22 protein-coding genes and 1 pseudogene are annotated in these 26,116 nt (G+C 69.3%); 10 read left to right on the top strand and 13 right to left on the bottom strand.

All coding sequences use genetic code 11. The annotated features are described in order from the left end of the window. The first annotated feature begins 102 nt into the window (after positions 1-102). Positions 103-645, top strand: coding sequence for a hypothetical protein (locus BM199_RS05630; protein ID WP_143101771.1), 543 nt, complete (start codon positions 103-105; stop codon positions 643-645). Between the two features lie 13 nt (positions 646-658). On the opposite strand, the gene BM199_RS05625 is transcribed toward BM199_RS05630, so the two are convergent. After that, entirely contained in the window at positions 659-2,188 is a 1,530-nt protein-coding gene (locus BM199_RS05625; RefSeq protein ID WP_091670526.1) for an alkaline phosphatase D family protein, read from the bottom strand. Positions 2,189-2,255: 67 nt separating this feature from the next. Next, complete coding sequence (locus BM199_RS05620; RefSeq protein WP_091670523.1) at positions 2,256-2,678, bottom strand: hypothetical protein; 423 nt, start codon at positions 2,676-2,678, stop codon at positions 2,256-2,258. Between the two features lie 202 nt (positions 2,679-2,880). Here BM199_RS05620 and BM199_RS34900 point away from each other — a divergent pair, with 202 nt between their 5' ends. Then, complete coding sequence (locus BM199_RS34900) at positions 2,881-3,456, top strand: M23 family metallopeptidase (protein ID WP_091670519.1); 576 nt, start codon at positions 2,881-2,883, stop codon at positions 3,454-3,456. Positions 3,457-3,527: 71 nt separating this feature from the next. Here the strand turns inward: BM199_RS34900 and BM199_RS05610 are convergent, their stop codons facing one another. From BM199_RS05610 to BM199_RS05580, 7 genes are all read right to left on the bottom strand, one after another. Beyond that, complete coding sequence (locus BM199_RS05610; protein WP_143101770.1) at positions 3,528-4,331, bottom strand: MauE/DoxX family redox-associated membrane protein; 804 nt, start codon at positions 4,329-4,331, stop codon at positions 3,528-3,530. A 90-nt stretch (positions 4,332-4,421) separates the two neighbouring features. Continuing rightward, entirely contained in the window at positions 4,422-5,033 is a 612-nt protein-coding gene (locus BM199_RS05605; RefSeq protein WP_177242485.1) for a cell wall protein, read from the bottom strand. Between the two features lie 64 nt (positions 5,034-5,097). Then, the gene (locus BM199_RS05600; RefSeq protein ID WP_091670514.1) at positions 5,098-5,529 is read right to left on the bottom strand and encodes an RlpA-like double-psi beta-barrel domain-containing protein; all 432 of its coding nucleotides are present in this window, start codon (positions 5,527-5,529) and stop codon (positions 5,098-5,100) included. 127 nt (positions 5,530-5,656) lie between these two features. After that, positions 5,657-8,650 (bottom strand): AfsR/SARP family transcriptional regulator, encoded by a 2,994-nt coding sequence (locus BM199_RS05595; RefSeq protein WP_245788172.1) that lies wholly within the window; start codon positions 8,648-8,650, stop codon positions 5,657-5,659. A 199-nt stretch (positions 8,651-8,849) separates the two neighbouring features. Continuing rightward, positions 8,850-9,071 carry an RNA-binding S4 domain-containing protein gene (locus tag BM199_RS05590; protein WP_091670509.1) on the bottom strand — a complete coding sequence of 74 codons (222 nt, stop codon included), beginning with the start codon at positions 9,069-9,071 and terminating at the stop codon, positions 8,850-8,852. A gap of 7 nt (positions 9,072-9,078) precedes the next feature. Continuing rightward, positions 9,079-10,314: a hypothetical protein gene (locus tag BM199_RS05585; protein ID WP_245788171.1), complete on the bottom strand. Its 1,236-nt coding sequence runs from the start codon at positions 10,312-10,314 to the stop codon at positions 9,079-9,081. A 64-nt stretch (positions 10,315-10,378) separates the two neighbouring features. After that, the gene (locus tag BM199_RS05580; RefSeq protein WP_091670938.1) at positions 10,379-12,091 is read right to left on the bottom strand and encodes a GMC oxidoreductase; all 1,713 of its coding nucleotides are present in this window, start codon (positions 12,089-12,091) and stop codon (positions 10,379-10,381) included. Between the two features lie 118 nt (positions 12,092-12,209). Here BM199_RS05580 and BM199_RS05575 point away from each other — a divergent pair, with 118 nt between their 5' ends. The 4 genes from BM199_RS05575 to BM199_RS05560 are packed head-to-tail and all read left to right on the top strand — an operon-like array spanning position 12,210 to position 15,381. Then, positions 12,210-13,283 (top strand): AraC family transcriptional regulator, encoded by a 1,074-nt coding sequence (locus BM199_RS05575; RefSeq protein WP_091670506.1) that lies wholly within the window; start codon positions 12,210-12,212, stop codon positions 13,281-13,283. Between the two features lie 58 nt (positions 13,284-13,341). Then, complete coding sequence (locus tag BM199_RS05570; RefSeq protein WP_091670503.1) at positions 13,342-13,896, top strand: TetR/AcrR family transcriptional regulator; 555 nt, start codon at positions 13,342-13,344, stop codon at positions 13,894-13,896. Continuing rightward, positions 13,889-14,617 (top strand): ABC transporter ATP-binding protein, encoded by a 729-nt coding sequence (locus BM199_RS05565; RefSeq protein WP_091670500.1) that lies wholly within the window; start codon positions 13,889-13,891, stop codon positions 14,615-14,617. The genes BM199_RS05570 and BM199_RS05565 overlap by 8 nt, the downstream gene beginning before the upstream one ends. Continuing rightward, entirely contained in the window at positions 14,614-15,381 is a 768-nt protein-coding gene (locus BM199_RS05560; protein WP_218160292.1) for an ABC transporter permease, read from the top strand. Before BM199_RS05565 ends, BM199_RS05560 begins: the two co-directional genes overlap by 4 nt. 134 nt (positions 15,382-15,515) lie before the next feature. On the opposite strand, the gene BM199_RS05555 is transcribed toward BM199_RS05560, so the two are convergent. Further along, positions 15,516-16,259: a TetR/AcrR family transcriptional regulator gene (locus BM199_RS05555; RefSeq protein WP_091670495.1), complete on the bottom strand. Its 744-nt coding sequence runs from the start codon at positions 16,257-16,259 to the stop codon at positions 15,516-15,518. An 89-nt stretch (positions 16,260-16,348) separates the two neighbouring features. Between BM199_RS05555 and BM199_RS05550 the strand changes: the two genes are divergently transcribed. After that, a complete protein-coding gene (locus BM199_RS05550) occupies positions 16,349-17,254 on the top strand; it encodes an AurF N-oxygenase family protein (RefSeq protein ID WP_218160291.1) in 906 nt (301 codons plus the stop codon). Positions 17,255-17,264: 10 nt separating this feature from the next. Here BM199_RS05550 and BM199_RS05545 read toward each other — a convergent pair whose 3' ends face one another. Together BM199_RS05545 and BM199_RS05540 are read right to left on the bottom strand one after the other, a co-directional pair. Continuing rightward, positions 17,265-17,723 carry a GreA/GreB family elongation factor gene (locus tag BM199_RS05545; protein ID WP_091670489.1) on the bottom strand — a complete coding sequence of 153 codons (459 nt, stop codon included), beginning with the start codon at positions 17,721-17,723 and terminating at the stop codon, positions 17,265-17,267. A gap of 56 nt (positions 17,724-17,779) precedes the next feature. After that, positions 17,780-20,209: a Tex family protein gene (locus BM199_RS05540; RefSeq protein ID WP_425425500.1), complete on the bottom strand. Its 2,430-nt coding sequence runs from the start codon at positions 20,207-20,209 to the stop codon at positions 17,780-17,782. 113 nt (positions 20,210-20,322) lie between these two features. On the opposite strand from BM199_RS05540, the gene ilvD reads away from it, so the two are divergent. The 3 genes and pseudogenes from ilvD to BM199_RS33745 all read left to right on the top strand — a co-directional run bounded on the left by ilvD (position 20,323) and on the right by BM199_RS33745 (position 22,437). Beyond that, positions 20,323-21,996, top strand: a complete 1,674-nt coding sequence (gene ilvD, locus BM199_RS05535; RefSeq protein ID WP_091670487.1) for a dihydroxy-acid dehydratase — start codon at positions 20,323-20,325, stop codon at positions 21,994-21,996. 152 nt (positions 21,997-22,148) lie between these two features. Further along, positions 22,149-22,259: pseudogene (locus tag BM199_RS35150) on the top strand (hypothetical protein); the annotation flags it as partial. 34 nt (positions 22,260-22,293) lie between these two features. Continuing rightward, complete coding sequence (locus tag BM199_RS33745) at positions 22,294-22,437, top strand: hypothetical protein (RefSeq protein ID WP_177242484.1); 144 nt, start codon at positions 22,294-22,296, stop codon at positions 22,435-22,437. Between the two features lie 44 nt (positions 22,438-22,481). On the opposite strand, the gene cobN is transcribed toward BM199_RS33745, so the two are convergent. After that, positions 22,482-26,102 carry a cobaltochelatase subunit CobN gene (gene cobN, locus BM199_RS05530; RefSeq protein ID WP_091670484.1) on the bottom strand — a complete coding sequence of 1,207 codons (3,621 nt, stop codon included), beginning with the start codon at positions 26,100-26,102 and terminating at the stop codon, positions 22,482-22,484. Positions 26,103-26,116: the final 14 nt, after the last annotated feature.

Raw genomic sequence — 26,116 nt, 5'->3', positions numbered from 1 at the left:
ACGCGAACACGCCTTCGGCCCATTCCTGGGGTTGTTGGCAAACCATCAATGACATTGCGGTAGAAATGCCCCCTATCGCACCGGCGAGTGAAGGGGCCCCTGGTGGACGACGAGGTGTCCGTGGCCCAGCTCCTCGAACGTGAGGGCTGGGACGAACACGCCCCGCCCAAGCCGGGCTCCCGCCTCCGTGTCCTCGCTGTCATGGGGGCGGTCGTGCTCGGGTGCGGTGTCGCGGCCGTCCTCGTCCGGCCCGCGCCGAACGAGGAGCCCCAGGCGCTGTGGCCGGAGGAAACCAACGTCATCGGAGTGCCGGGAACGCCGACCGGTGGTGGTCTTCCCGGCGCCGCGACCGTCACCGCAACGATCGCGGACACGACGTCGGTGGATGACCGCGCCTCCTCCGAGGAGTCTTCCGCCGAGGACGGTGCCGACGACTCGAGTGAGTCGTCGACGCCGTCCGATGCGACGAGTTCGGTGGTGCGCACTTCCGATCCACCAGCGCCGACCGGCGGGTCCAGCAGTGCGCGCGACGATCGGCCGGACCCGACGGATGACCCGTCCGAGACGCGGTCCAGCACCCAGCCTCCACCGGCCACCACGACCACTCGGCCAAGGGACGACTGCTGGTTCCCGCTCTTCTGCTGACCGCGCCGTCGGCTCAGCCCGGCCGCAGACCCGGCCTGCCGTCCTCCACGTGGAACCGTTTCACCACGGACAGGGTCGACTTCGCGGGATCGCGCACCAGCACCGAGGACACCCCCATGAACTCGGCGGTCAGCTGTTGCGGCGTCACTGTGGCGCGGACGAAACCCCGCTGGTGCCCGACGTAGTGCACGTGCGGATTGCGTTCCGGGTATGCGGGTGGAGTTGTGCTGCCCCGTGAGGTGATCGACGTGGTGACCAGTTCGGTGCCCACGAGGGGCGCGCTGTGGTCGTTGTAGTTCTTGCGCAGGTCACAGGCCCAGTGCCGGTGCACATCGCCGGTCAGTACCACCGGGTTGCGGACCTTGCGGTCGATCCAGCCCTGCACGATCCGGTCCCGGTTGGCGGGGTAGCCGTCCCAGGCGTCCTCGCTGACGTCGCAGGTGCTGCCCTTGCCGTCGCCGTCACGCTGGGCGAAGAACACCTGCTGGCCGAGGAAGTCCCAGCCGGAGGTGCGCGACGTCAGGGAATCCAGCAGCCATCGCTCCTGTGTCGCGCCGGTCAGGGTGCGGTCGGTGCGCCGCAGTTCGGTGCAGTTGGTGTTGTTGTTGTTCGGCGCCTGCTTCCACCGGTACTGGCGGGTGTCCATCATGTGGAAGCGGGCGAGCGTGCCCCAGGTGATGGTGCGGTACAGCGGAATCGCGGAGTTGACCGGCTTCATCGAGCGGGGCAGCGGCATGTTCTCCCAGAACGCCTGGAACGCGTTCTGCTTGCGGTACTGCTGGTCGAAGTTCACGCCCCACCAGTTGTTCTCCAGCTCGTGGTCGTCGAACACCGCGAGCCACGGTGCCGCGGCATGGGCCCGTTGCAGATCCGGGTCGAGTTTGTGCTGTGCGTACCGCAGCCGGTGCTCGTCCAGCTTGTCGACCTCGTCGAGGTCGAGATATCCCCGCACGACGTCGCTGTGGCCGGAGTTGTTCTCGTACATATAGTCGCCGAGGAAGAGCACGACGTCCGGATCGCCCTGGGCGAGGTGCCGGAACGCGTGGTACCAGCCCTCTTCGAAGTGGGCACAGGAGGCGAAGGCGAACTTGAGCTTCGCGGGAGTGCTGCCTTCCGCGGGGGCGGTCCTGGTGCGGCCGACCGAGGAGACGTGCGCGCCGGTCCTGAACCGGTAGAAGTATCGCGCCCCAGGGGTCAACCCGGTCGGCTCGGCGTGCACGCTGTGCCCCTCGGTTGCAATGGCCGTCTCCGTGCCCGACGCGACGATGTCGGTGAACGCCTCGTCGGTGGCGAGCTGCCATTCCACCGGCACGTTCTGCGTGCCCATTCCGCCGTCGAGGTCGAGCGGGGCCTGGGCCAGCCTGGTCCAGAGCACAACGCGGTCGGGGCGCGGGTCGCCGGACGCGACTCCGAGGTGGAACGGGTAGCGCAGGGCGGCGGTGCCCGCGCCGGCCGCGGCGAGTCCGGGAACGGCCAGCGCGCCGCCGGCCGCGGCGCCGGCGAGTCCGGTGACGAGGAAAAGTCTGCGATTCACGGTGGGCATTGGAAAACTCCTCAGGTGGGGCGACAGGTGTTCGGGGAATCTTCAGGTCATGTCGTGCTTCGCTCGCTCACGCGTAGTCGGTGATCCAGGCACCACAGGTTGATTCCAGAATCTCTTTGGGGCCGTGTTCGCCGAGGCAGGCCCGATACGTCACCCAGTCGCCTTCCGGGAACTCGAGATTGGCGGTGACCGAGGAGCCGTTGCCATTCGGATTCCACACGCGGTGCGGCCCGGAACCGTCCGGTAACCAGTACAGCAGTACCGCCGAATGGCCGTCAGCCTTCTGGTCGTAGACCTTGAAAACCTCGCCGTAAGACTGGAATGTGACCCGGCCCGCGCAGCCGCTGCCGGATGTGCAGCGTGAGCTGTCGGCGAGTGCGGGAGTAGCGGCGGCGACGGTGAGTGTGGTGGCTGCGAGTGCGATGAAGGACAATCTGCGCAAGGTGAACATGAAGCCTCCGGCGGTGGGGTGGAAACCGATTCTGCTCATTTCCCGAGCACTCGTGAAGAGAGTTCGTGAATTTCGTTCAGGAATCGGCGATATTTTCGCCGCATCCTGGTGGCGCCCCAAAATACTTATAAAAAACTCCCAACTACTCCGGTTGGCAAGCCGCACCGGGTTGTATGAATCTTGTATTCGCGGATGTTGTCCTTTGCTCCTCGTTTGTAACGATCGGAATGAGGGACAAACCATGAGACTGTCGACCGCAAGGAGATCGCTCGCCGGTGTCGTCGCAGGCACGGCAGCCGTGCTCGCGCTCGCGACCCCGGTCACCGCAACCGCGGGCACCACCGACGTCAGCACAGCTGCCGGTTCCGGTGACGTCGGCATCCAGGCAGTGAATCTGCGGACGCCGTTCGACTGCGGCCAGGTGTGGAACGCCAACACCCGGACCAACCACAACCCGCAGAACTCGGTGGACTTCCAGCGCAGTGGTGCGCTGAACAAGAACGTGCGGTCCAGTGCCGCGGGCACGGTGGAGACCGTGCGCAACCTCGGCAACACCAGCTACGGCAAGTACATCGTCGTCCGGCATGCCGAGGGCTGGAAGACGCTTTACGCGCACCTGAACTCCTTCAACGTCTCGGTCGGCCAGCGGGTGAGCACCGGAACGATCATCGGAAAGGTGGGCAGCACGGGTGGTTCCACCGGCCCCCACCTGCACTATGAACAGCGCCTCAACGGCGTGGTGAAGCGCGTGGTGCTCAACGGTGTTGCCATCCGGTACTTCGGCAACACGACCATCACGAGCAGCACCGGCTGCTGATCTGGCCCCGCACTTTCCCGGGAAAGTGGCCCCGAATCGCCGGCGGCACTTTCCCGGGAGAGTGTGGTCAGTCAGTCGACCAGGGCCATGCGGACCTCGGCGGGATCGTGGCGCGACCGGGGCACCGCGAACACCGCCGTCATCGACCGGTCCCCGGTGCGTGCGGCAAACGTGAGCAGCCGCCACTCGCCCTCGTCCCAGCTGTCGAGCAGTGCGGAGCGAATCAGGTCGTGTGCCCCCTGATAGGCGGGGCTGCGGTAGAGCTGTTGCAGCGAGGCCTGCACCGGTGCTTCGGTCTCCGTCGCGGTGTCGCCGAGCGGATGCCGCCACTGGACCCGCAGCTTCCGCAGCGGCAGCAGCCAGTGCTGGTCCAGTTCCGGTGACAGCACGACGAACAACGCGGTTCCCGCCACGACGACCAGCGCGGCGGTCACCGGTGCGTCGCCGAGGCCCATGGTCCACGAACCGTCCACAGTGGTCGCGCCGGTAGCAGCGAGCACGAGCAGTGCGACCCTGGTGAACGTGCGCGGACCGATCGGCCCGCTGGACGCGCTCACGCAGCCACACGAGGATTCCGGCGCGCGCCACCGGGCGTAGGCGAGATAGCCGAGCATCCCGAGGCACCACGCGGCGGCCAGGAACGCGGCACCGGGTCGTGCCGCCGGAATCAGCAGCAGCGCGGCGAGCGCGAGTTCGATCAGGCCGACGCCCCGGAAGACGGGGACTACTCGGGCCTTTCCGAGAACCTGCGCCAGTGCGGACCGCCGGGCGGCGAGTGGAGCGGCACTGCCGAACAGTTTGAACGCGCCGGCCGAGGTGAACGCCGCGACGACGAGGACGAGCAGGCTCGAAGCCAATGGGTGGGGTAGGAACATGGTCCCTCCTGGGGACGGGAGTGGGGCACCGGCCCGGCGCCCGTGACTGCCGCGGGGCCGGTGCGCCGCTCGCTGGATGTCCGATGTGGATCAGGCCGCGGAGGTGTAGACGGTGGAGATGTCGACCTGGTCGGTGTCCGGCCGCCAGGCGCCGATGACCTGGGCGTGCCTGCCCACCCGCACCATTGACAGGTCGCGCACCGCGGGTGTGCTGTTGTAGACGGCAGCCGTCGTGCCGCGCACCACGTTTCCGACGAGACGTTCGTGGCCGCTGTCGAGATACAGCGAGTTCTGCCCGACGCCGACGATCTTGGTGCGGAGATTGACGATGTTGAGCCAGACGGAGTCGGCGGCGAGGGTGCCGTCCTCCAGCCGCAACCCCCGCGCGTAGAGCCCGTCGCCGAGTTCGGCTTCACTGAAGGTGGTGTGCCGCAGCTTCCAGACACTGGTGCCGTTGGTGACGTGGATCCGGTGGAACGAGCGGTCGGAACTGGTCACCGAGAGCAGATTCCCACTGATCTTGGTGATCCGGCCCTCGACGAAGTTCGGGTCGTACATGTTGGCGCCGAGGCCGACGTTCGCGTGCTGTTCGGCCAGAGCGACCTCGGGGGACACCGAGCCGAGCGCCGTAGCGCCGACAATCCCGGCCGCGCTACCGAGTACGGCGCTGGTCATGAATCGTCTTCGGTCGAGCTTGCTCATCTGTTGCTCCTCGCTGTGTTCGTGTGCCGCAGGGCAAAGCCGCAGGGCTACGGCGGAACTGTCGTCAGCTGTGGAAGGTCACCGGGAGCAGACCGGCGTCGAGGTTGCCGATCGCGCTGAACGCCGCAGGCGTCAGGTCGAGGAGTCGCTGGGTGGCGCATTTCCCGCCGCAGCAGCGCTTCTCGTTACACCAGCGATCCGTGTCCGGGCCGCAGTCGGCGATCTTGACCGCGATTTCCTTGGTTCCGCACAGGTGCTTCACGTAGAACGTGTGCCCGCAGCCACGGCGGGAGAGTGTGCTCCCACATCGGTCGGGCCGGGTGATGTCGAAACATGCCTGCGACGCGTTCGGCCATGCCGTGTGGTAGCTGGCGGACCGGCAGTTGCCGCAGGATCCACCGCCCGCGGAGCTGCACCGGCCCCAGGCGGGGCCGCAGCAGAACCAGGATGTCTCGCTGTTCGCTTCGGCGAGTGCGCCGATTTCGTCCTCTGCCATCCTTCACTCCTTTTCGCCCGTCCGGGCAACCAGGTGGCCGGTTGTGCCGGCCACCCGCGGAAGTCTGCGCAGGGGACGTACACGATCGATACAAAGCGGTGCCGGGGGTGCTGGGAGCGGGTGACGCTCAGGCGGAGGTGCGGCCGGTGGCCGCCGGGTCCGCGAATTCTTCTGTGGCTTTCGGGTGATGATGGGAGATCACGGTGGACAGCCGCACCGGTTCGGTGTCCGGCGCCCCGGGGGTGAGTTCACGCCAGAGGGCGAGCGCGTGTTCGAAGTACCGCTGGGACTGCTCGTGCCTGCCGAGTTGCTCGTGCACCTGGCCGAGCAGTTCAGCGGCCTGTGCCTGTGACCGGCGGTCGCCGTTTCGCCGGTGCACACTCAGCGAGTTGACCAGCAGTAGCCGGGCGTGGGCGAGGTCGCCGCTGTAGAGGTACAACTCGCCGAGGTTCTGGTTGGCGTAGCCGACACAGTGGTCGTCCCCGAGTTCGTGGAAGATCGCGATCGCCCGGTCCACCTGTTCCCTGGCCTTACCGAGATTTCCCCGGTGCTGTTCCAGCGCCGCGAGGCGTTTGAGGGCGTGCGCTTCCCTGTGTCGGTCCCCGATCGCGGCGGACAGCGCGTGCGCGTCGGTGAACCAGCGCCCCGCGCAGGCGAAACAGCCGAGTGCGAGCCACACCGCGCCCACGGCGATCCTGGCCACGGCCTCCCCGTGCCGGTCGCCCGCCGACTCGAACAGGGCGAGCGCCTCGTGGCAGTGGTCGAGCGCGTCGTCGTGTTCGCCGAGTATCCGCCGCACGGTGCCCAGCCCGGCCAGCGCGATGGCCACGCCACGGTCGTCGCCGGATTCCCGGAACAGCGCGGCCGCCTCGGTGAACGCCGCCCGCGCGTCGTCGTAGGAGTCCTGGTAGAGATGGACCTGACCGAGATTGCGCAGGATCACGGCCTGGCCGGTGCGGTCGCCCGTGCGCCGCGCCGCGGCCAGCGCGATGGCGTGTGTGTGGTGCCAGTCGTCCTGATGTCCCCGCAGGTCGAAGAACGGGGTGAGTGCGGCGGTCAGCCGCCAGGCCAGGTCGTCGAGCCCCCAGCGCTCCGCCAGTTCGACCGCCGAGACGACCCAGCGGTGTTCCGCCTCGAACCAGGCGGCCGGGTCGTCGCCGACGAGACCCGTCAGCGTCTGGCCGGGCACCGGAGACCACGTCGGGGTGAATTCGCCGGCCGAGATCATTCCGAAGAAGTGGAGCGGCATTGTCTCGCCCACTTCGAGTGCGAGTGCCAGGTAGCCATCCAGTGCGCGGCGCAGGGCCGCCTTCCGGTCGCCCTGACTGTCCACATTCCACTGCTCGGCCGCGTAGCAGCGCAGCAGGTCGTGCAGCCGATACCGGGGTGCGCCGGTGGCGTCGGCGCCGACGGCTTCCACCAGATGCGCGTCGACGAGGGTGTCCAGTACGTCGTCGGCCGTGGCCCGGCCGAGGAGCGCGGCGGGCAGCCATCCGGGAAAGCGCACCGGCCCGAGCAGCGCCAGCAGCCGGAACGTGAGCGCGACGTCGGCCGGAAGCTGGTCGTAGCTGAGCCCGACGCTGGCGCGTACCGCCAGGTCACCGAGCCGGAGTTCGTCGAGCCTGCGGCGCTCGTCGTGCAGGCGTAGCGCCAGTGTCCGGATCGTCCAGCCGGGGCGGTGTGCGAGCCGGGCCCCGGCCACCCGGATGGCGAGCGGGAGGTGCCCGCAGTAGTCGAGGAGTGCCGCGATGCTGTCCGGTTCGGCCGCGGCCCGATCCACCCCGACGATGCCGGTGAGCAGTTCGTGGGCCTCGGCCTCCGGCAGCACCTCCACCTCCACCGGATGGGCGCCTTCGAGGTCCGGCATCCGCACCCGGCTGGTGACGAGGACCGCGCAGCCGCCGGTTCCGGGCAGCAGCGGCCGCACCTGCGCGGCGCACGCCGCGTCGTCCAGTACGACGCACAGGCGTCTTCGGGCGAGCCGGGAACGCAACAGCGCCGAGCGCTCGCCGAGTCCTCGCGGTATGGCCGTGTCCGGCACACCTACCGCACGCAGCACCTCGGCGAGGACATCGAGTGGACTGCGCGGGTTGGCGGAGGTGCCTGCGAGATCGATGTGCAACTGGCCGTCGGGGAACGTCTGCCGGATCGCATGCGCCACCCGGACCGCCAACGCCGACTTCCCCGCTCCCGGTGCGCCGGAGAGCACGACAACCGTCGGCACGCTCTGCTGGTTGTTGCGGCGGAGGAGGGCCATGAGCTCGTCGGTGAGCGGGCCCCGTCCGGTGAAGTCGGGCAGGTCCAACGGGAGCTGGCAGACGGGGAAGGGCGATCGCGGGGCGCCCGCGGGAGTGTGCCGGCCCTTCGCCGAGGCGCGGTCCAGCCGGGCCCGTAGTTGCCGGAGGCCGGGCCCCGGCTCGGCGTCGAGTTCGTCCTGCAGGACCTGCTCCGCCTCGGCGTAGACGTGCAACGCCTCCGCCCGCCTGCCGCTCGCGTCCAGCGCCACGATCAGCTGTTGCCACAGCTCCTCGCGCAGCGGGTGCTCGGCGAGCAGGCCACGCAGTTCGGCGATCGCGTCGCAGTGCCAGCCCCGCTCGATCCGCAGTCGAAGCCGCTGCTCCTCGGCGGACAGCCGGAGTTCGGTCAGCCGGGCGAGCCGGGACGCCCATGCATGGCTGTGGGGGAGGTCCTCCAGCAGGTGCCCGCGCCACAGTCGGCTGGCGGCGTCGAGCGCCGTCAGGGCGGTCCCGGTGTCGCCCTCGGCCAGCGCACGCCGCGCGCGGTCCACCCGCTCCTCGAACACCGTGCAATCCAGTTCGGCCGGCGCGACGGTCAGGAGGTAGCCGGAGGATCGGCTCCGCAGCCGGTCACCCAGCTGCCCGCCGCCTTCGTCGAGTCGCCTGCGCAGGGTGTGCACGTAGGTTCGGATGTTGGCCGCCGCGGAGCGCGGCGCCCGCTGCGGCCACAGCACGTCGATCAGCACGTCGGTGGCCACCACGGAGTTCGGCTGCAGCAGCAGGGTGGCCAGCAGCATGCGCGGCTTGGGGCCGCCGAGTGGTGTCGCCCGCTCGCCGCTACCGGCTTCGAGCGGGCCAAGAACACGAAATGGAATAGCAATCACGTGCACCGCCCAAGAGGCAGGATCCCAGTTCCCCGGATCGTATGACCCGCGGACAGCAATTACCAGACTTGGCGGATACTTTGATTGTTATTTGCTAATCCGTCGAGCTATGTATTCTGAAAGGAATTCGAGTTTCACTCTTTTGCCCTTCCACCCGCGAGTATGCGTACGGGTTGTGACCGATTTTGGGCGGCAGGTGTCAGCCGAATGCGACCCGGACCCGCTCGTCCTCGATGGCGACCACGTCACCGCCGCGCAACTGCCGCCCCCGCCGGTGCTCGGCCTCGCCGTTCACCGTGACGTCACCGGACTCGAGCAGCATGCGCGCGTGGGAGCCGTCGTCGGCGAGGCCGGCCAGCTTCAGGAACTGGCCGAGTTTGATGGGCTCTTCGTTGATACTGACGTCGCGAACGCTGGACATGTCCACATCATCGCGCACGGCCGGTGAGAGCTGTCCACGGCACGTGCACGGTGACGCGTTCACGCAGCTGTTCGTTCATCAGCCAGAGTTCGCCGGTGGCGGGCCAGTAGGACAGGTTCTGGCTGTTCACCGGTGCGCGGCCCAGGCGTGTGGTGGACTCCCCGCCCACGCCGCCGTGCAGGCAGGACGGTTTGTCGCCGGGTGTGCCCGCGAACTCCGGGCAGACGCCGGTGAGCAGCAGGTAGCCGTCCTTCGCGAGCGCGCCCTGCATGCCCCAGACCGGAGACCGGAAGCCTTCCGCGGCATGTACCCGCTGATCCGCCGCCATCCGGAGCAACCCCGTCGTGCGGTCCAGGGGCCACCGGACTATCCGGCCGCCTGCCGCCCCTGGCACGTGTTCCGCGGCGATCAGCGATCCCGTGCCGCTGTGGTCCAGCGACAGGGTCGCCAGGCAGGGGCGGGGCCCTGTCCTGCTGGTGCAGCCGCCACCTCCCGGATACCAGTAGGCACCGACCTGAGGGAGGGCGAATGCGTGGTAGGCGGCGTGGTACTTCCCGTCGGCGCCGAGGCCGACCTCGCCGGTGCTGTGGTCCATCCGCCAGAAGTGCGCGGTGTCGAAGACCCGGATCACGCCGCCGCTGGTGGCGACGAACAGCCGGTCGCCGATCCAGGTCACCCCGTGGCCGTGTCCGGAGATGGCCGCGAAGTCGTTGTCCGAGGTGGGTTCGACGAGCAGCACGTGCCGGTATTTGGGCCTGCTCGGGTCTGTCACGTCGACGAACGACAGCCGGATCAGGGTGTCGCCCCGGTTGTGCCAGGACGCGACCACCACCCGCTTGCCGCCGGCCCTGCCGGTGCCGGGCCGGGCATCGCCCGAGCCGGTGACGCCCTGCGGGACCCAGTCGTTGTTGGTGTCGTCACCGCTGGTGTCCCAGCAGAACCCCGCCGGCTTCAGCGTCGGGTCGAGGTGCGTGGCGTGACACAGCGGCCGGGCAGTCCGGTTGGTCGCGCCGAGTACGTCGCTCAGCCCGAGCGCGGCGAGTTGCGGGTGCCGCTCCAGTTCCGCGATCCGGCCGGGATAGACGGTGAACGTCTGACCCCTGGTCAGCCGGAAGGTGTCCAGCTCCGCGGTTCCGAGCCGGGGCAGCGGCGCCGCCGCGGCCGCGTTCGGGACGGCGACCAGCAGAGCCGCCACCATGAGCAACGCCGCGGCGAACCCGTGAACCACCCGCGATCCGTGCACGACCGCCTCCTCGTCAACTCGTCGAGGACCAGAGTGCCGGGTGGGGGTACACGATCGCTACAACTCACACCGGGGTGATCGGCAGCCGCAGCGCGCCCGGCGCGAACTCGGGCACCACGGGGTTCTTCGGTGGTACCGGCCGCAGCCGCTGGTAGGCGGCGCCCAGTGGCGGGCGGGGGTCGGATTCGCCCTTGTTCGGCCAGCAGGCCATCGCCCGCTCGGCCTGTGCGGTGATGGTCAGCGACGGGTTCACGCCGAGGTTGGCCGAGATGGCGGAACCGTCCACCACGTGCAGGCCCGCGTGCCCGTACAGCCGCTGGTACGGGTCGACCACGCCGGTTTCCGGCGAGTCGCCGATCGCGCAGCCGCCGATGAAGTGGCCGGTGATCGGGATGTTGAACATGTCCGGCCACGCGCCCTGGGGAAGCCCGCCGATCTTCTCGGCGACCCTGCGGGTGACCTCGTTGCCCGCGGGGATCCACTCCGGACTCGGCATGCCATCGCCCTGCCGGGTCGTCATCCGCCTGCCCAGTAGGCCACGACGGGTGTAGGTGGTGACCGAGTTGTCCAGCGTCTGCATGACCAGCAGCCCGATCATCCGCTCCGACCAGCGGCGCGGGTTGTGCAGCCGGTGCAGGTGACGGCGTTGCCGCCAGAGCTCCCGCAGACCCAGCACCCAGCGCCGTCGTCCCGGCTCCGCGTCCACGAGCGCGGTGGTGAGCAGGCCCATGAAGTTGCTGCCCTTGCCGTAGCGCACCGGCTCGACGTGGGTCACGGCGTCGGGGTGGATCGAGGACGTGATGGCGACGCCCTTGGTGAAGTCGTTGTCCGCGCGCAGGGAGCGCGCGGCGAGCACGGCTTCGGAGTTGGTCCTGGCGAGCATGCCGAGGCGCGGGGAGATCCGGGGCAGCGCGCCGTTGTCCTTCAGCGTGTGCAGCAGTCGCTGCGTGCCCAGCGAGGCCGCGGCGAAGACGACCTGGTCGGCGGTGAAGGTGCGGGAACCCTTGCGCAACCAGCGGCCGGTCCGCTCGGTGTACACGCGGTAACCGCCACCGGCCAGGGGTCGGACGTCCACCGCGGTGGTCAGCGGGTGCACCTCGGCTCCGGCCTGTTCCGCCAGGTAGAGATAGTTCTTGACCAGGGTGTTCTTCGCGCCGTGCCGGCAGCCGGTCATGCACTCGCCGCAGTGGGTGCACGTCCGGCGTTCGGGGCCTGCCCCGCCGAAGAAGGGGTCGGCCACGCTCTCGCCCTGCCGGGTGCCGGGAGGGCCGAAGAACACGCCGACGGGGGTTCTGCGGTAGGTGTGGCCGATGCCCATGTCCTCCGCGACCTCGCGCAGCACCCGGTCGGCCGGGGTGGTGGCCGGATTCTCGGTCACGCCGAGCATCCGGGAAGCCTGGTCGTAGTGCGGGCCCAGTTCGGCCTTCCAATCGGTGATGTGGGACCACTGCGGGTCGTCGTAGAACGTGTCCGGCGGTTCGTAGAGCGTGTTGGCGTACACGAGCGAGCCGCCACCGACCCCGGAGCCGCTCATGACGAAGGTGTTCTTCAGCAGGGTGAGCCGCTGGATCCCGAAGCAGCCGAGTTTGGGCGCCCACAGGTACTTGCGCAGCCGCCACGACGTCGCCGCGAACTCGTCGTCGGCGAAGCGGCGGCCGGTCTCCAGCACGCCGACCCGGTAGCCCTTCTCGGTCAGCCGGAGCGCCGTCACACTGCCGCCGAAGCCGGAGCCGATCACCAGCACGTCATAGTCGGAGTCGGATTCCCACTTCGTCATGGCGCGACGGTAGAGCGCCGCATCCCGCGAGTGAAGTGCAACACAGGTCAGCGAATCGAGAAAACCGGCCAGATCCCCCTGTGGTGCGGCCGGGGCGAGCGGATCCATAATTCCGGTCATGTCCGAACTCGCTGTTCCGGCCGTCCGGGACTGGGACTTTCCCCGCAATCCGGCGAGCATCCTGCTGATGTCGGAGTTCGCGCGGGAGCGCGAGGTCCCGGTGGCGGAACTGCTGCGTGGATCCGGGCTGCGGGAGGCCGACCTGCGTGATCCGGAGCTGCAGGTCGACGCCAGGCAGGAACTGGGGGTGGTGCGCGCACTCGTGGCCGCGCTCGGGGACGACAATGCGATCGCGGCCGAACTGGGGCGGCGCTACCACGTCACCACGTTCGGCATCTTCGGCTTCGCCTGCATCAGCAGCCCCACCCTGCGGGACGCGATGGTGTTCGCCCTGCGCTACCTCGATCTCAGCTTCACCTTCAGCATTCCGCACGTGACCGTCGACGGTGCGCAGGTCACGCTGACGCTGCACAACGAGCGAGTGCCCGAGGACGTCGCCGGATTCCTCGTCCTGCGCGATCTCGCCGCGATCCACACGATGATGCGCGACCTGCTCCCGGCCATCTCGCTGCTCGGCGTCGAACTGCGTGGGCCGCGTCCGGCCGGTGTCGACCTCTATCTGGAGGTCTTCGGCATCGAGCCGTCGTTCGAGTCCGGCGTCGTCACCCTCACCTTCGACGTCGCGTATCTCGATCGAGCGCTGCCACAGGCCAACCAGCACACGGTGGCGATGTGCATGGCGCAGTGCGCCGAGATGGTCGCGCGGCGGCGGGCACGGACGGGGATCGCGCACGAGGTCCGGGAACGGTTGCTGCGCACCGGGCCGCAGACGGGCATGGACCAGCTCGCGCGTGAGCTGACCATGAGCCCGCGAACGCTGCGGCGCAGGCTCACCGAGGCAGGCACGAGCTATCGCACGCTGGTCGACGAGGTCCGCCAGACACTGGCCGAGGAACTGCTGGCCACCGGCGCACTCTCGGTGGAGGAGGTCGCCGTGCGCCTCGGTTACGCCGAGGCGTCCAGCTTCATCTACGCGTTCAGACGGTGGAAGGGGATGACGCCGTCGGCCTATGCGCGCGAGCGCAGGCCCACGCTGCCCGGGATCGGCAGGCGGCCGCCGGTGCAGGGGTGAGGAAGGCCTCGCGGTTACTCTCCACGCCACTTTGTTAGCGGCTAACATTACGGCTGTGATGACTCCTCGGCACAGACGCACGCACGCGCGGTTGATCGAGTGCGCGTTGGACCTGTTCGAAGTCCAGGGGTTCGAACAGACCACGGTTGCGCAGATCGTCGCCGCGGCGGGGGTGACGGAGATGACGTTCTTCCGCCACTTCGCCAGCAAGGAGTTGGTCGTCCTCAGCGATCCTTACGATCCGGCGATCGCGGACGCGGTCGCCGGGCAGCCGGTGGACGATCCCGCTCTGGTCCGGGCCGTGCGCGGGATCCGTCAAGCGCTGAGCGGGTTGTCGGAGCCGGAGTCGGAGCTGGTGCGGCGCCGGGTCAGGATCATCGCGGGCTCGGCGGCTCTGCGGGCGAGCAGTGCGGGCGTCAATGCGGCCACCGAGGCCCGGATCGGCGACCAGCTCATCGCCGACGGTGCACCGGTACTCGTCGCCCGCGCGGCAGCGGCCGCGGTGCTCGCCGTGCTGACAGCGGCCCTGTTCGAGTGGGCTCGCGACGAACGGCTGACCTTGCGTGCCGCGGTCGATGTCGCGTTGCGCACCCTGGAAGCACGCGATGACTGAACGACTGAGTGTGCGTGGCGCTACCCGGGTGTTCGGGCCGGACGCGGGCCTGTTCGGTCTCGACCTGACCGTCGCGGCAGGTGAGGTGCACGCGCTGGTCGGTCTCAACGGCGCGGGCAAGACGACGCTGATGCGCGCGATCCTCGGGATGCTCCGCTTGACCGACGGCGGCAGCGTGCACATCGACGGCGTTCCGCTCCACCGAGTGTCGCCCGGCGTCTGGCGCCGAGTCGGACATCTGGTGGACCACCCGTTCGCCTACCCCGAACTGGACACCCGCACCAACCTCACCCTTGCCGCCCGACTGAACGGCGTCGGGGCCGCGTCGGCTCCCGGCACCGCGGATGCCGCGATCGCGGAGCTGGACCTCGGCCGCTACGCGGCTGTTCGAGCGCGCAGGCTGTCGCAGGGAAACCGCCAACGTCTCGGCCTGGCCGCCGCACTCCAGCATCATCCCGCGGTGATCGTGCTGGACGAGCCGACCAACGCGCTCGACCCCGCCGGCGTGATCCTGCTTCGCGAGACGCTGCTGCGTCGTGTAGGCGACGGGGCAGGGGTGCTGGTGTCCAGCCATCACCTCGACGAGGTCGCCCGGATCGCACACCGCGTCTCCGTGCTCAATCACGGCCGGATCGTCGGCGTCCTCGACCCTGACACACCGGATTTGGAACGGGCCTTCTTCGACTCGGTCCATGCCGACGACGAACAGAGGAAATCGTGAATCCCCAGGGTATCGCGGTGCACGTCGAGCTGCGAAAGGCTCTCGCCTCCCGTGTGTTACACACCGTCACCATCCTCGTCGTCCTCGGCATTGCCGTCCTGTCCGGGACGCTGGTCGCCGCAGTCCTGGCCGGCAACGAGCAGATCAACGCCAAGCTCGGACCACTCGCCGACGAGACCGGCTGGAGCCTGCTGACCGGCGTCACCGCTCAAATCACCGCCGCCGGAGCCTTGCTCGCCTTCGGCATCGCACTGAGCTGGACCTTCGGCCGCGAGTTCACCGAAGGGACCATCACCGGCCTGTTCGCCCTGCCGGTCTCCCGGCACACGATCGCACTGGCGAAACTGTGCATTCACTTTCTGTGGACCGCCGCCATCGCCCTCACCCTGACCGTCCTCGTTCTGGCCGCCGGGCTCATCCTCGAACTCGGGCCGGTCAACGGCGAGGCGCTGTCGCAACTCGCCCGCCAGGCGGCTCTCACGGTTCTCACCGGGATGATCGCAACTCCAGCCGGCTTGGCCGCGACCCTCGGCCGCGGACCGCTGCCTGGTATCGCCGTCACCCTGGTGATCCTGATCGCCGCGCAAGTCACCGCTGTCGCCGCACTCGACACCGCGGCCTGGCTACCACTCGCCGCACCGGCCTTGTGGGCGCTGCGGCCCGACACCGTCCACCTCGGACAGCTCGCCCTGGTCGCGATCATCCCGATCTTGTTCGCAGCACTGACCGGTATCGCCTGGCGACGACTGCAGCTCGACCGGTAGTCCCGCGGAGGAGTGTTCCTCCACTGATCACAGCTGGTGTTATCGAGGGTTTGGCTGCCATGGACATAATATATTGGCGGACAAATATAAGGACAGGCATGTGCTGTGCCTGGTTGGGCGGAGTTACCGCCGGATCAGTCGCGTTCCGCCGATGGCGCGGCCGGCGTGGACAGCGGCGGGAGCGGCCGGTCGGGGTCCAGTTCCACGCCACCGATGCGCAGCTGCATGTCGAGCAGGGTCCAGATGGCGCTGGTGAGCAGGCCCGCGAGTTCGTCCTGCGTGATGGTTCCTTCGCTCTCCAGCCAACGGGTGGTGGCCGATTCCACGTAGCCGACGATGCCGAAGGCCACGGTCTCGGCAGGCCGCGGATCGAGGCCGAACTGACTGAGATAGCCGTGGAACATGCCGGTCAGGTGCACCCCGATCGCGGTCTGGACGTCCACGCAGCCCGAGGTGCCGGGTGCCTGCGTGGTGAGGGCGTGCCGGGTGAGGTAGCGGTGCAGCTCGCTGTGCTCGGTCAGCCACCGCAGGTGGGTGTCCACTGCTGTGGCGATCATCTGCGCGGGCGTGCCCTGCGGGTTCCACACCGGCTCCAGCTCTTCGGTGATCATCGCCGCGGCTCGCTGGGCGATGGCGCGCTGCAGTTCGCCCGCGTCGGTGAAGTGCTTGTACAGACGGGTGCGAGCGACTCCGGCCTGTTCGGCGATCTGCTCGGTGGAGACGTCCGCGCCGTGCTCGGCGATCGCCCGCAGTGCGGCGTCGACGAACTGCGCACGCCGCCGGTCGTGCTGGCCGCGCCAGCGCGTCGCGCGACCGTCCTGACCGGACCGGTCCGGCTGGTCGTGTTGCTCACGCTGGTGCGCCGTCCGGATGGGCATAGGTCAAGTCTACCGAGTAATGGGTACAGCCTGTACCCTCCGAGTATCGAGTACTTGCTGTACCCGCTATCTCGACGAGGAGAATGTCAATGGCGACAACGAGCCGGGCAGAGCAATCCAGGGACCCCCAGGTCACCGCGGCACGGCTGCTGACCTCCTCGGCGCGCAACTCCTACGACCCCGATCTGGACGTCGACTGGGACGCGCCGCTGGTCGAGGGCAAGCCGTTCATGCCGCTGGAGCGGGTGTCGCTCTACGGCACCGAGCTGTGGAACACGCTGAGCGAGCAGCAACGGATCGAGCTGTCCAAGCACGAGATCGCCAGCATCATGAGTGTCGGGCTGTGGTTCGAGATCTGCCTGATACAGATGCTCACCCGCTATGCCTACGACCTCGACCCCCGCAGCCCGCACGCGCAGTACGCGCTCACCGAGATCGGTGACGAGACCAGGCACTCGGTCATGTTCGCCAGGGCGGCCGAACGCCTCGGCGTGCCGCGCTACGGGCCGCCGCGGATCGTGCACAACCTCGCGCGGCTGTTCAAGGCCACCGCGAGCGGGCCGTCGATGTTCGCGAGTGTGCTTGTCGCGGAGGAGACCACCGACCGGCTGCAGCGCTCGATGATGGACGACGAGAACATCCAGCCCCTCATCCGCGCGGTGAACCGGATCCACGTGGTCGAGGAGGCCAGGCACGTGCGGTACGCGCGGGAGGAGGTCGCCAGGACCATGCCCACGCTGTCCCGGGCGAGCCGGAGCCTGCACCGCTGGCGCACCGGCGTCGTGTCCTACGCGGTGGTCGAGTGCCTGATCGACCCGAAGGTGTATGCCTGCGTCGGCATCCGCCCTGCCGTGGGCCGAGCCGCCGCGCTCGCCAACCCGCACTTCCACGAGACGCGTCGCTGGATGGGGGAGAAGGTCGTGCCGTTCCTCCGCGAACACGACCTCATCGGCGGACCCACCACCGGCCTCTGGCGCCGGGCCCACCTGATCTGAGCCCGGTTTGCTACTTGGGCGGGGTCATCTCAAGGATCTCCGCCGTGGCCTCACCTCTCGGGGTGCGGTAGGTGATCTTGTCGCCGGGGCCGTGCGCCGCGACGGCCTTGCCGAGCGGGCTGTCCAATGTCAGTGCGTCCGCGTCGTCGACGGCTTCCTCGGCGATCGCGATGATCCGCATCGTGTCCTCGCTGCCGTCGGCGAAGCGCAGCTTCACCTCCGTGCCGGGCGCAACGGCGTAGTCCTCGGCGTCGGGGCCGCTCCTGAGCAGCTCCCTGATCTCGTGCATGCGTCGTTCCATCCAGGCCGCCGTCTCGGCGCGCTCGAGCATGTCCGCCTGGTCCGCACTGTCGCCGACGGACTCCTCGCCGAATCGTGGCGCCAGCTCGGCGTGCTGCTCCTGCAACTGGGCGAGTTCCTGCTCCAGCCGGGCTCGCGTGGCCGGGTTCAAACCACCTGTGGAAGACATGGCCGCCATTGTCCTGGTCTGGTGGCACCCTCGCCACACAGATCAGGACCCAGCACCTACTTCCCGTAGCCCGCGCGGCGCAGCGCGTCGGCGAGGGCACCACTACCGCCCGCTGCCGGGCCACCCCGGCCTTTGTCCTGCTTACCGCGCTGCTGACCCTGACCCTGACCCTGGCCCTTGCCGCGCTGACCCGGCTTCTGCGGGCCGCCGCGACCGCGATCTGCGCCGTCGCCCTGGCCACCCTTGGGGCGACGTTGGTCACTCGTCTTCGCGCCGGGCTCGTCGTCGAGGCGCAGGGTCAGCGAGATCCGCTTGCGTTCGACGTCCACCTCGAGGACCTTCACCTTGACCACGTCGCCGGGCTTGACCACCTCGCGCGGGTCCTTGACGAAGTTGTGCGACATCGCCGAGACGTGCACGAGGCCGTCCTGGTGCACGCCGACGTCGACGAAGGCGCCGAACGCCGCGACGTTCGTCACGACGCCCTCCAGCCGCATTCCCGGCTCCAGGTCTGTGACCTTCTCCACCCCGTCCGCGAACGTGGCCGTGCGGAACTCCGGTCGTGGGTCGCGCCCCGGCTTCTCCAGCTCCTTGAGAATGTCGGTGACGGTCGGCAGCCCGAACGTGTCGTCCACGAAGTCGTCCGGGCGCAGCGTTTTGATCGCGCGGGAGTTGCCGATCAGCTCGTGCGTGGCGGTGCCGGCCGCGGTGACGATGCGACGCACGACCGGGTAGGCCTCGGGGTGCACGCCGGAGATGTCCAGCGGGTCGTCTCCACCGTTGATCCGCAGGAAGCCCGCGCACTGCTCGAACGCCTTCGGCCCCAGCCGGGAGACCTCCTTCAGCGCGAGCCGGGTCCGGAACGGCCCGTTCGTGTCGCGGTGGTGCACGATGTTCTCCGCGAGCCCGGTGCCGATGCCCGACACCCTGCTCAGCAGCGGGGCCGACGCGGTGTTGAGATCCACCCCGACGGCGTTCACGCAGTCCTCGACCACCGCGTCGAGTGAGCGGGAGAGCTTGAACTCGGCGAGGTCGTGCTGGTACTGGCCCACACCGATGGACTTCGGGTCGATCTTCACCAGTTCGGCCAGCGGGTCCTGCAGGCGGCGGGCGATCGACACGGCGCCGCGCAGCGAGACGTCCAGTTCGGGCAGCTCCTGGGAGGCGAACGCGGACGCCGAGTACACCGAGGCGCCGGCCTCGGACACCATCACCTTGGTGAGCTTGAGTTCCGGCCGCAGCGCCACCAGTTCGCCCGCCAGCTTGTCGGTCTCCCGCGACGCGGTGCCGTTGCCGATGGCGATGAGCTGGACATTGTGCTCGCGTGCGAGCCGCTCCAGCACCACCAGCGCGTCGGTCCACTTGCCCTGCGGTTTGTGTGGGTAGATGGTCTCGGTGGCCACGACCTTGCCGGTGTCGTCCACCACCGCGACCTTCACGCCCGTGCGGTAGCCGGGGTCGAGCCCCATCGTCGCCCTGGTGCCCGCGGGGGCGGCGAGGAGCAGGTCGCGCAGGTTCGACGCGAACACCCGCACCGCCTCGTCCTCGGCGAACTGGCGCAGGCGCATCCGCAGGTCGATGCCCAGGTGCAGGAGGATCTTCGTCCGCCACGCCCAGCGCACGGTGTCGTTCAGCCAGCGGTCGGCCGGCCTGCCGAGGTCGGCGATGCCGAACCGCGCGGCGATGTCGGTCTCGTAATCGCTGGGACCGGGCTTGAGCGCGTCGGCGTCCTCGCTGCCGTCGGTCGGGTCCGTGGTGAGGTCGAGGATCTCCTCCTTCTCACCACGGAACATCGCGAGGATGCGGTGCGAGGGCAGCTTGGGGAACGGTTCGGCGAAGTCGAAGTAGTCGGCGAACTTCGCCCCCTCGGCCTCCTTGCCCTCCCGCACCTTCGACGCGAGTCTGCCGCGTGACCACATCTTCTCGCGCAGGTTCCCGATCAGGTCGGCGTCCTCGGCGAAGCGCTCGACCAGGATCGCCCTGGCGCCGTCCAGCGCCGCGGCGGCATCGGCTACGCCCTTGTCCGGGTCCACGAACACGGCGGCCGCGGCCTGCGGGTCGGTGTCCGGGTCGCTCAGCAGGCCGTCGGCGAGCGGCTCCAGCCCGGCCTCACGGGCGATCTGTGCCTTCGTCCTGCGCTTGGGCTTGTACGGCAGGTAGATGTCCTCGAGGCGGGCCTTGGAGTCGGCGGCGAGGATCTGGGCCTCGAGCGCGTCGTCGAGCTTGCCCTGCTCGCGGATCGAGTCGAGGATCGTCGCGCGACGCTCCTCCAGCTCACGCAGGTAGCGCAGGCGCTCCTCCAGCGTGCGCAGCTGCGTGTCGTCGAGGGTGCCGGTCACCTCCTTGCGGTACCGGGCGATGAACGGCACCGTGGACCCGCCGTCGAGCAGGTCGACGGCCGCCTGGACCTGCCGTTCCCGGACGCCGAGTTCCTCGGCGATCTTCCGGTGGATCGACTGCCGTACAGCTTCCGCAGACACCGCCACGTCCTGTCCCACTTCCTCAGATCCCGCTCTCTCGTTCGCGTTGCACGCCGTCGCAGAATTGTGCACCGTCGACCTGCCGGGAAGAACACGGACCTGTGCGGCATCATCAGGGCATGGCCGACTATGACATCAAGCCGCGCAGCCGTGAGGTCACCGACGGGATCGAGCGGGCCGCCGCGCGCGGGATGCTCCGCGCGGTGGGCATGGGGGACGAGGATTTCGCGAAGCCGCAGATCGGGGTCGCTTCGTCCTGGAACGAGATCACCCCGTGCAACCTGTCGTTGCAACGGCTGGCCGAGGCGAGCAAGCAGGGCGTGCACGCGGGCGGCGGGTTTCCGATGGAGTTCGGCACGATCTCGGTGTCCGACGGGATCTCGATGGGGCACGAGGGAATGCACTTCTCCCTAGTGTCGCGCGAGGTGATCGCCGACTCCGTGGAGACCGTGGTCGAGGCCGAGCGCCTCGACGGCACCGTGCTACTCGCCGGCTGCGACAAGAGCCTGCCCGGCATGCTGATGTCGGCCGCGCGGCTCGACGTCGCCTCGGTGTTCCTCTACGCGGGCACGATCCTGCCCGGCACGGTGGACGGCGAGGAGGTCACGATCATCGACGCCTTCGAGGCCGTCGGCGCCTGCGCCCGCGGGCTGATCTCCCGCGAGCAGGTCGACAAGATCGAGCGCGCCATCTGCCCCGGTGAGGGCGCCTGCGGCGGGATGTACACGGCCAACACGATGGCCTGCGCGGCCGAGGCGCTGGGGATGTCGCTGCCCGGCTCGGCGAGCCCGCCCTCTGTGGACCGCAGGCGGGACGGCTTCGCCAGGGCCAGCGGCGAGGCCGTCGTGGAGATGCTGCGTTCCGGGCTCACGGCGCGCGACATCATGACCAAGGAGGCGTTCGAGAACGCCATCGCCGTGGTCATGGCGCTCGGCGGTTCCACCAACGCCGTGCTGCACCTGCTGGCCATCGCGCACGAGGCCGAGGTGGAGCTGACCCTCGACGACTTCACCCGGATCGGCGACCGGGTCCCGCACCTGGCCGACGTGAAGCCGTTCGGCAGGCACGTGATGACCGCGGTGGACCGCGTCGGCGGTGTGCCCGTGGTGATGAAGGCGCTGCTGGACGCCGGCCTGCTGCACGGCGAGTGCATGACCGTCACCGGCCGCACCGTCGCGCAGAACCTGGCCGAGCTGGCACCGGCCGAGCTCGACGGCTCGGTGATCCGCAAGCTCACCGACCCGATCCACCCGACCGGCGGGCTGACGATCCTGCACGGCAGTCTCGCCCCGGAGGGCGCCGTGGTGAAGAGCGCCGGATTCGACTCGGCGCGGTTCGAGGGCACGGCCAGGGTCTTCGACGGCGAGCAGGCGGCGATGGACGCGCTCGGCGAGCTCAAGGCCGGTGACGTGGTCGTCATCAAGAACGAGGGTCCGCGCGGTGGCCCGGGGATGCGCGAGATGCTCGCGGTCACCGGCGCGATCAAGGGCGCGGGTCTCGGCAAGGACGTGCTGCTGCTGACCGACGGCCGCTTCTCCGGCGGCACGACGGGACTGTGCGTGGGACACGTCGCGCCCGAGGCCGCGCACGGCGGCCCGATCGCGTTCGTCCGCGACGGCGACCCGATCGTGCTCGACATGGAGAAGCGCACCCTCGACGTCGAGATCGACCCGGCGGAACTCCAGCGCCGCAAGGAAGGCTGGCAGCAGCCGGAGGTCCCCCGCCGCACCGGCGTCCTGGCCAAGTACGCGAAACTGGTCGGCTCAGCAGCCAACGGCGCCGTAACCTCGTAACGCGAGGTTTGCGCGAGATTGCGTTTCGTGCACCTGAGATTGCGTTTCCTGTACGCGAGTTTACGTTTCGTGTACGCGAGATTGCCTTTCGTGCACGGCTTCTCCGCTGCCGCCAGTGTTTGTCGGTCCCACTGGTACTCAAGGATCCAGCGGTGGTCCGCGAGGGCGGGCTCACGGGGAGGGGAGCGACGACGGTCGAGGTTCTGGTCGCGACGCCGGCGACGCACGGTTCTCGCGACCGGAATTACCACTGGTGCGTCGAGGGTGAACTGGTGTTCATCCTGCCGATGTGCAGCCGTGGCCGAGCGGATCCGCAAACAGCAGGGCTACGACGAGTTCTCGGCTGCCGAGCTGGCGGACGGTCTGCTGGAGGCGGGCTATGTACAGGTCCGGGAGGAGCCGGCTGACGTGCGCGCCCACGTCCGCAGGTGGCAATCTTAGGCGCACAGAACGCGAACGCGAGTGCACAGAAGGCGAACTCGCGCTCAGTCCTCCAGGTCGCCCTCCAGGCGGAGGTAGACCTCGCGCATGCGGTCGAGCAGGTCGGGGTCCGGTTCGGCCCAGAGGCCGCGATCGGCCGCCTCGTTCAAGCGCTCGATGATGCCCCGCAGCGCCCAGGGGTTCGCCGAGGCCAGGAACTCCTGGTTCTCCACGTCGAGCACGTAGGACTCCGAAAGCTTCTCGTACATCCAGTCGTCCACCACGCCCGCTGTGGCGTCGAAGCCGAACAGGTAGTCCACAGTGGCCGCGAGTTCGAAGGCGCCCTTGTAGCCGTGCCTGCGCATCGCCGTGAGCCAGCGGGGATTGACCACCCTCGCCCGGAACACCCGCGCAGTCTCCTCCGAGAGCGAACGGGTACGCACGGCGTCGGGCGTGGTGCTGTCGCCCACATAGGACGCGGGTGCGGTGCCGGTCAGCGCGCGGACCGTCGCGATCATCCCGCCGTGGTACTGGAAGTAGTCGTCGGAGTCGGCGATGTCGTGCTCGCGGGTGTCGGTGTTCTTCGCCGCCACCACGATCCGCCGGTAGGAGTTCTCCATGTCCTCCCTGGCGGGCGCGCCGTCGAGGTCCCGGCCGTAGGCGTAGCCGCCCCAGACGGCGTACACCTCGGCGAGATCCGCGTCGTCGCGCCAGTTGCCGGAGTCCATCAGCGGCAGCAGGCCCGCGCCGTAGGAGCCGGGCTTGGAGCCGAAGATCCGGGTGGTCGCCCTGCGCTGGTCGCCGTGGCGGTCCAGGTCGGCGCGTGTGTGCGCGCGGACGTAGTTCTCCGAGTCCGGCTCGTCCAGCCCGGCCACCAGGCGCACCGCGTCGTCGAGCAGGTCGATGACGTGCGGGAAGGCGTCCCGGAAGAAGCCGCTGATCCGCACGGTCACGTCGATTCGCGGCCTGCCGAGTTCGGCGAGCGGGATCGCCTCGATGCCGGTCACCCGCCGCGACGCCTCGTCCCAGCGCGGCTGCACGCCGAGCAGCGCCAGCACCTCGGCGGCGTCGTCCCCGGAGGTGCGCATCGCCGAGGTGCCCCACACCGAGAGCCCCACCGAGCGTGGCCAGTCGCCGGTGTCCTCGCGGTAGCGGCGCAGCAGCGAGTCGGCCAGCGACTGCCCGGTCTCCCAGGCCAGCCTGCTCGGGATCGCCTTCGGGTCGACCGTGTAGAAGTTCCGCCCGGTCGGCAGCACGTTCACCAGACCGCGCAGTGGCGAGCCGCTCGGGCCTGCCGGGACGTAGCCGCCGTCCAGCGCGTGCAGCACCGCGTCGATCTCGGCCGCGGTGCCCGCGAGCCGGGGCACGACCTCGGTGGCGGCGAACGTCAGCACCCGCGCGACGTCAGAATCGCCCTCGCCCTGCAACACCTCCGCGCAGACGGCCGGGACGGCCCCGGGGGACCAGTCGCGGGCCTCCATGGCCTGCACCAGTGCGTGCGCCGTGTTCTCCACGGCGTCCACATCGGACATCGGGGCGTTCTCCTTCAGCCCCAGCGCAGAGCGCAGCCCCGGTACCGCGCCCTGCTGCCCGCCCCACATCTGCTGCGCGCGCAGGATCGACAGCACCAGGTTCACCCTGGCCTCGCCGACGGGCGCCGCGCCGAGGATGTGCAGGCCGTCGCGGATCTGCGCGTCCTTGACCTCGCACAGCCAGCCGTCGATGTGCAGCAGGAAGTCGTCGAACTCCGCGTCGTGCGGCCGCTCCTCGACGCCGAGGTCGTGGTCGAGCTTGGCCGCCTGGATCAGGGTCCAGATCTGCGAGCGGATCGCCGGCAGTTTCGCCGGGTCCATCGCCGAGATGTTGGCGTACTCGTCCAGCAGCTGCTCCAGCCGCGCGAGGTCGCCGTAGCTCTCGGCCCTGGCCATCGGCGGGATCAGGTGATCCACGATCGTGGCGTGCGCCCGCCGTTTGGCCTGCGCGCCCTCGCCGGGATCGTTGATCAGGAAGGGGTAGATCAGCGGCAGGTCACCGAGCACCGCGTCGGGCGCGCAGGACGCCGAGAGGCCCGCGGTCTTGCCGGGCAGCCACTCCAGTGACCCGTGCTTGCCGAGGTGCACCACGGCGTGCGCGCCGAACTCCTCCTCCAGCCAGCGGTAGGCCGCCAGGTAGTGGTGGCTCGGCGGCAGGTCCGGATTGTGGTAGATCGCCACCGGGTTCTCACCGAATCCGCGTGGCGGCTGGATCATCAGCACCATGTTGCCCGCTTGCAGCGAGGCCAGCACGATCTCGCCGTCGGGATCCTGGGAGCGGTCCACGTACAACTCGCCCGGCGGCGGCCCCCAGTGCTCCTCCATGGCCGCGCGCAACTCTTCCGGCAGCGTCGCGAACCACTCGCGGTAGCGGGCGGCGGGTACCCGGATGGGGTTGCCGGCCAGTTGCTCCTCGGTCAGCCACTCGGGGTCCTGCCCGCCGGCGGCGATGAGCGCGTGGATCAGCGCGTCGCCGTCCGGCTGCGGGGTGCCGTCGGGCAGCAGCACGCCGGTCGGCTCGACACCGGGGAACGCCTCCGGCCCGAGGTCGTAGCCACGATCGCGCATCTGCCGCAGCAGTTCGACGGCTGAGGCCGGGGTGTCCAGCCCGACGGCGTTGCCCACCCGCGAGTGCTTGGTCGGGTACGCCGAGAGCATCAGCGCGATCTTGCGCTCACCGGGCGGAGTGTGGCGCAGCCGGGCGTGGGCGAGCGCGATCCGGGCGACCCGGCCCGCGCGCTCGGCGTCCGGCACATAGCGGGGGAGGCCGTCGTCGTCCATCTCCTTGAACGAGAACGGCACGGTGATCAGCCTGCCGTCGAACTCCGGCACCGCCATCTGGTTGCCCGCGTCCAGCGGGGAGAGACCCTCGTCGTTGTCCTGCCAGGTGTCGCGGTCGCTGGTCAGGCAGAGCGCTTGCAGGATCGGGATGTCCAGCGCCGCCATCTCGGCGACGTCCCACGCCTCGTCGTCGCCACCGGCCCCCGCCTCCGACGGCCGGGTGCCACCCGCGGCGAGGACGGTGACCAGCAGTGCGTCGGCCTCGGCGAGCGCGGCCATCATGTCCGGTTCGCGGGAGCGCAGTGAGGCGCAGTAGATCGGCAGCGCCCGGCCGCCCGCCGCCTCGATCTGCGCGGCGAGGGTCTCCACGAATGCCGTGTTTCCGGACAGGTGATGAGCCCGGTAGTAGAGGATCGCCACCACGGGCGCGTCCTGTCCCGCCGCACTTTCCCGGGAAAGTGCGCCCCAGGTTGCCTGCTCCGCCGGTGCTTCGAACCCGTGCCCGGTCAGCAGGAGGGTGTCGGAGAGGAAGTGGTACAGCTGCGTGAGGTTCTCCGGCCCGCCCTGGGCCAGGTACACGTGCGCCTGCGTTGCGATGCCCGCCGGAGTGGTCGAGAGCTCCATCAGTTCCGCGTCCGGGGCCTGTTCACCGCCGAGCACCACGGCGTGCTTGCCGCTGGCCCGGATGGTGTCCAGACCTTCCTGCCACGACTTCGGCGAACCCAGGATCCGCACGATGACGATGTCCGCCCCATCGAGCAGACCGGGCAGGTCCGCGAGGTCGAGGCGGGACGGGTTGGCCAGCCGGTAGTCGGCGCCGCTGGCGCGGGCACTCAGCAGATCTGTGTCCGAAGTGGACAGCAACAGGATCACGCGCGCGAGTCTCC

This window comes from Amycolatopsis marina, assembly GCF_900111885.1.
GTDB lineage: Bacteria > Actinomycetota > Actinomycetes > Mycobacteriales > Pseudonocardiaceae > Amycolatopsis > Amycolatopsis marina.
This window is presented reverse-complemented; position numbering and strand designations above follow the sequence as displayed.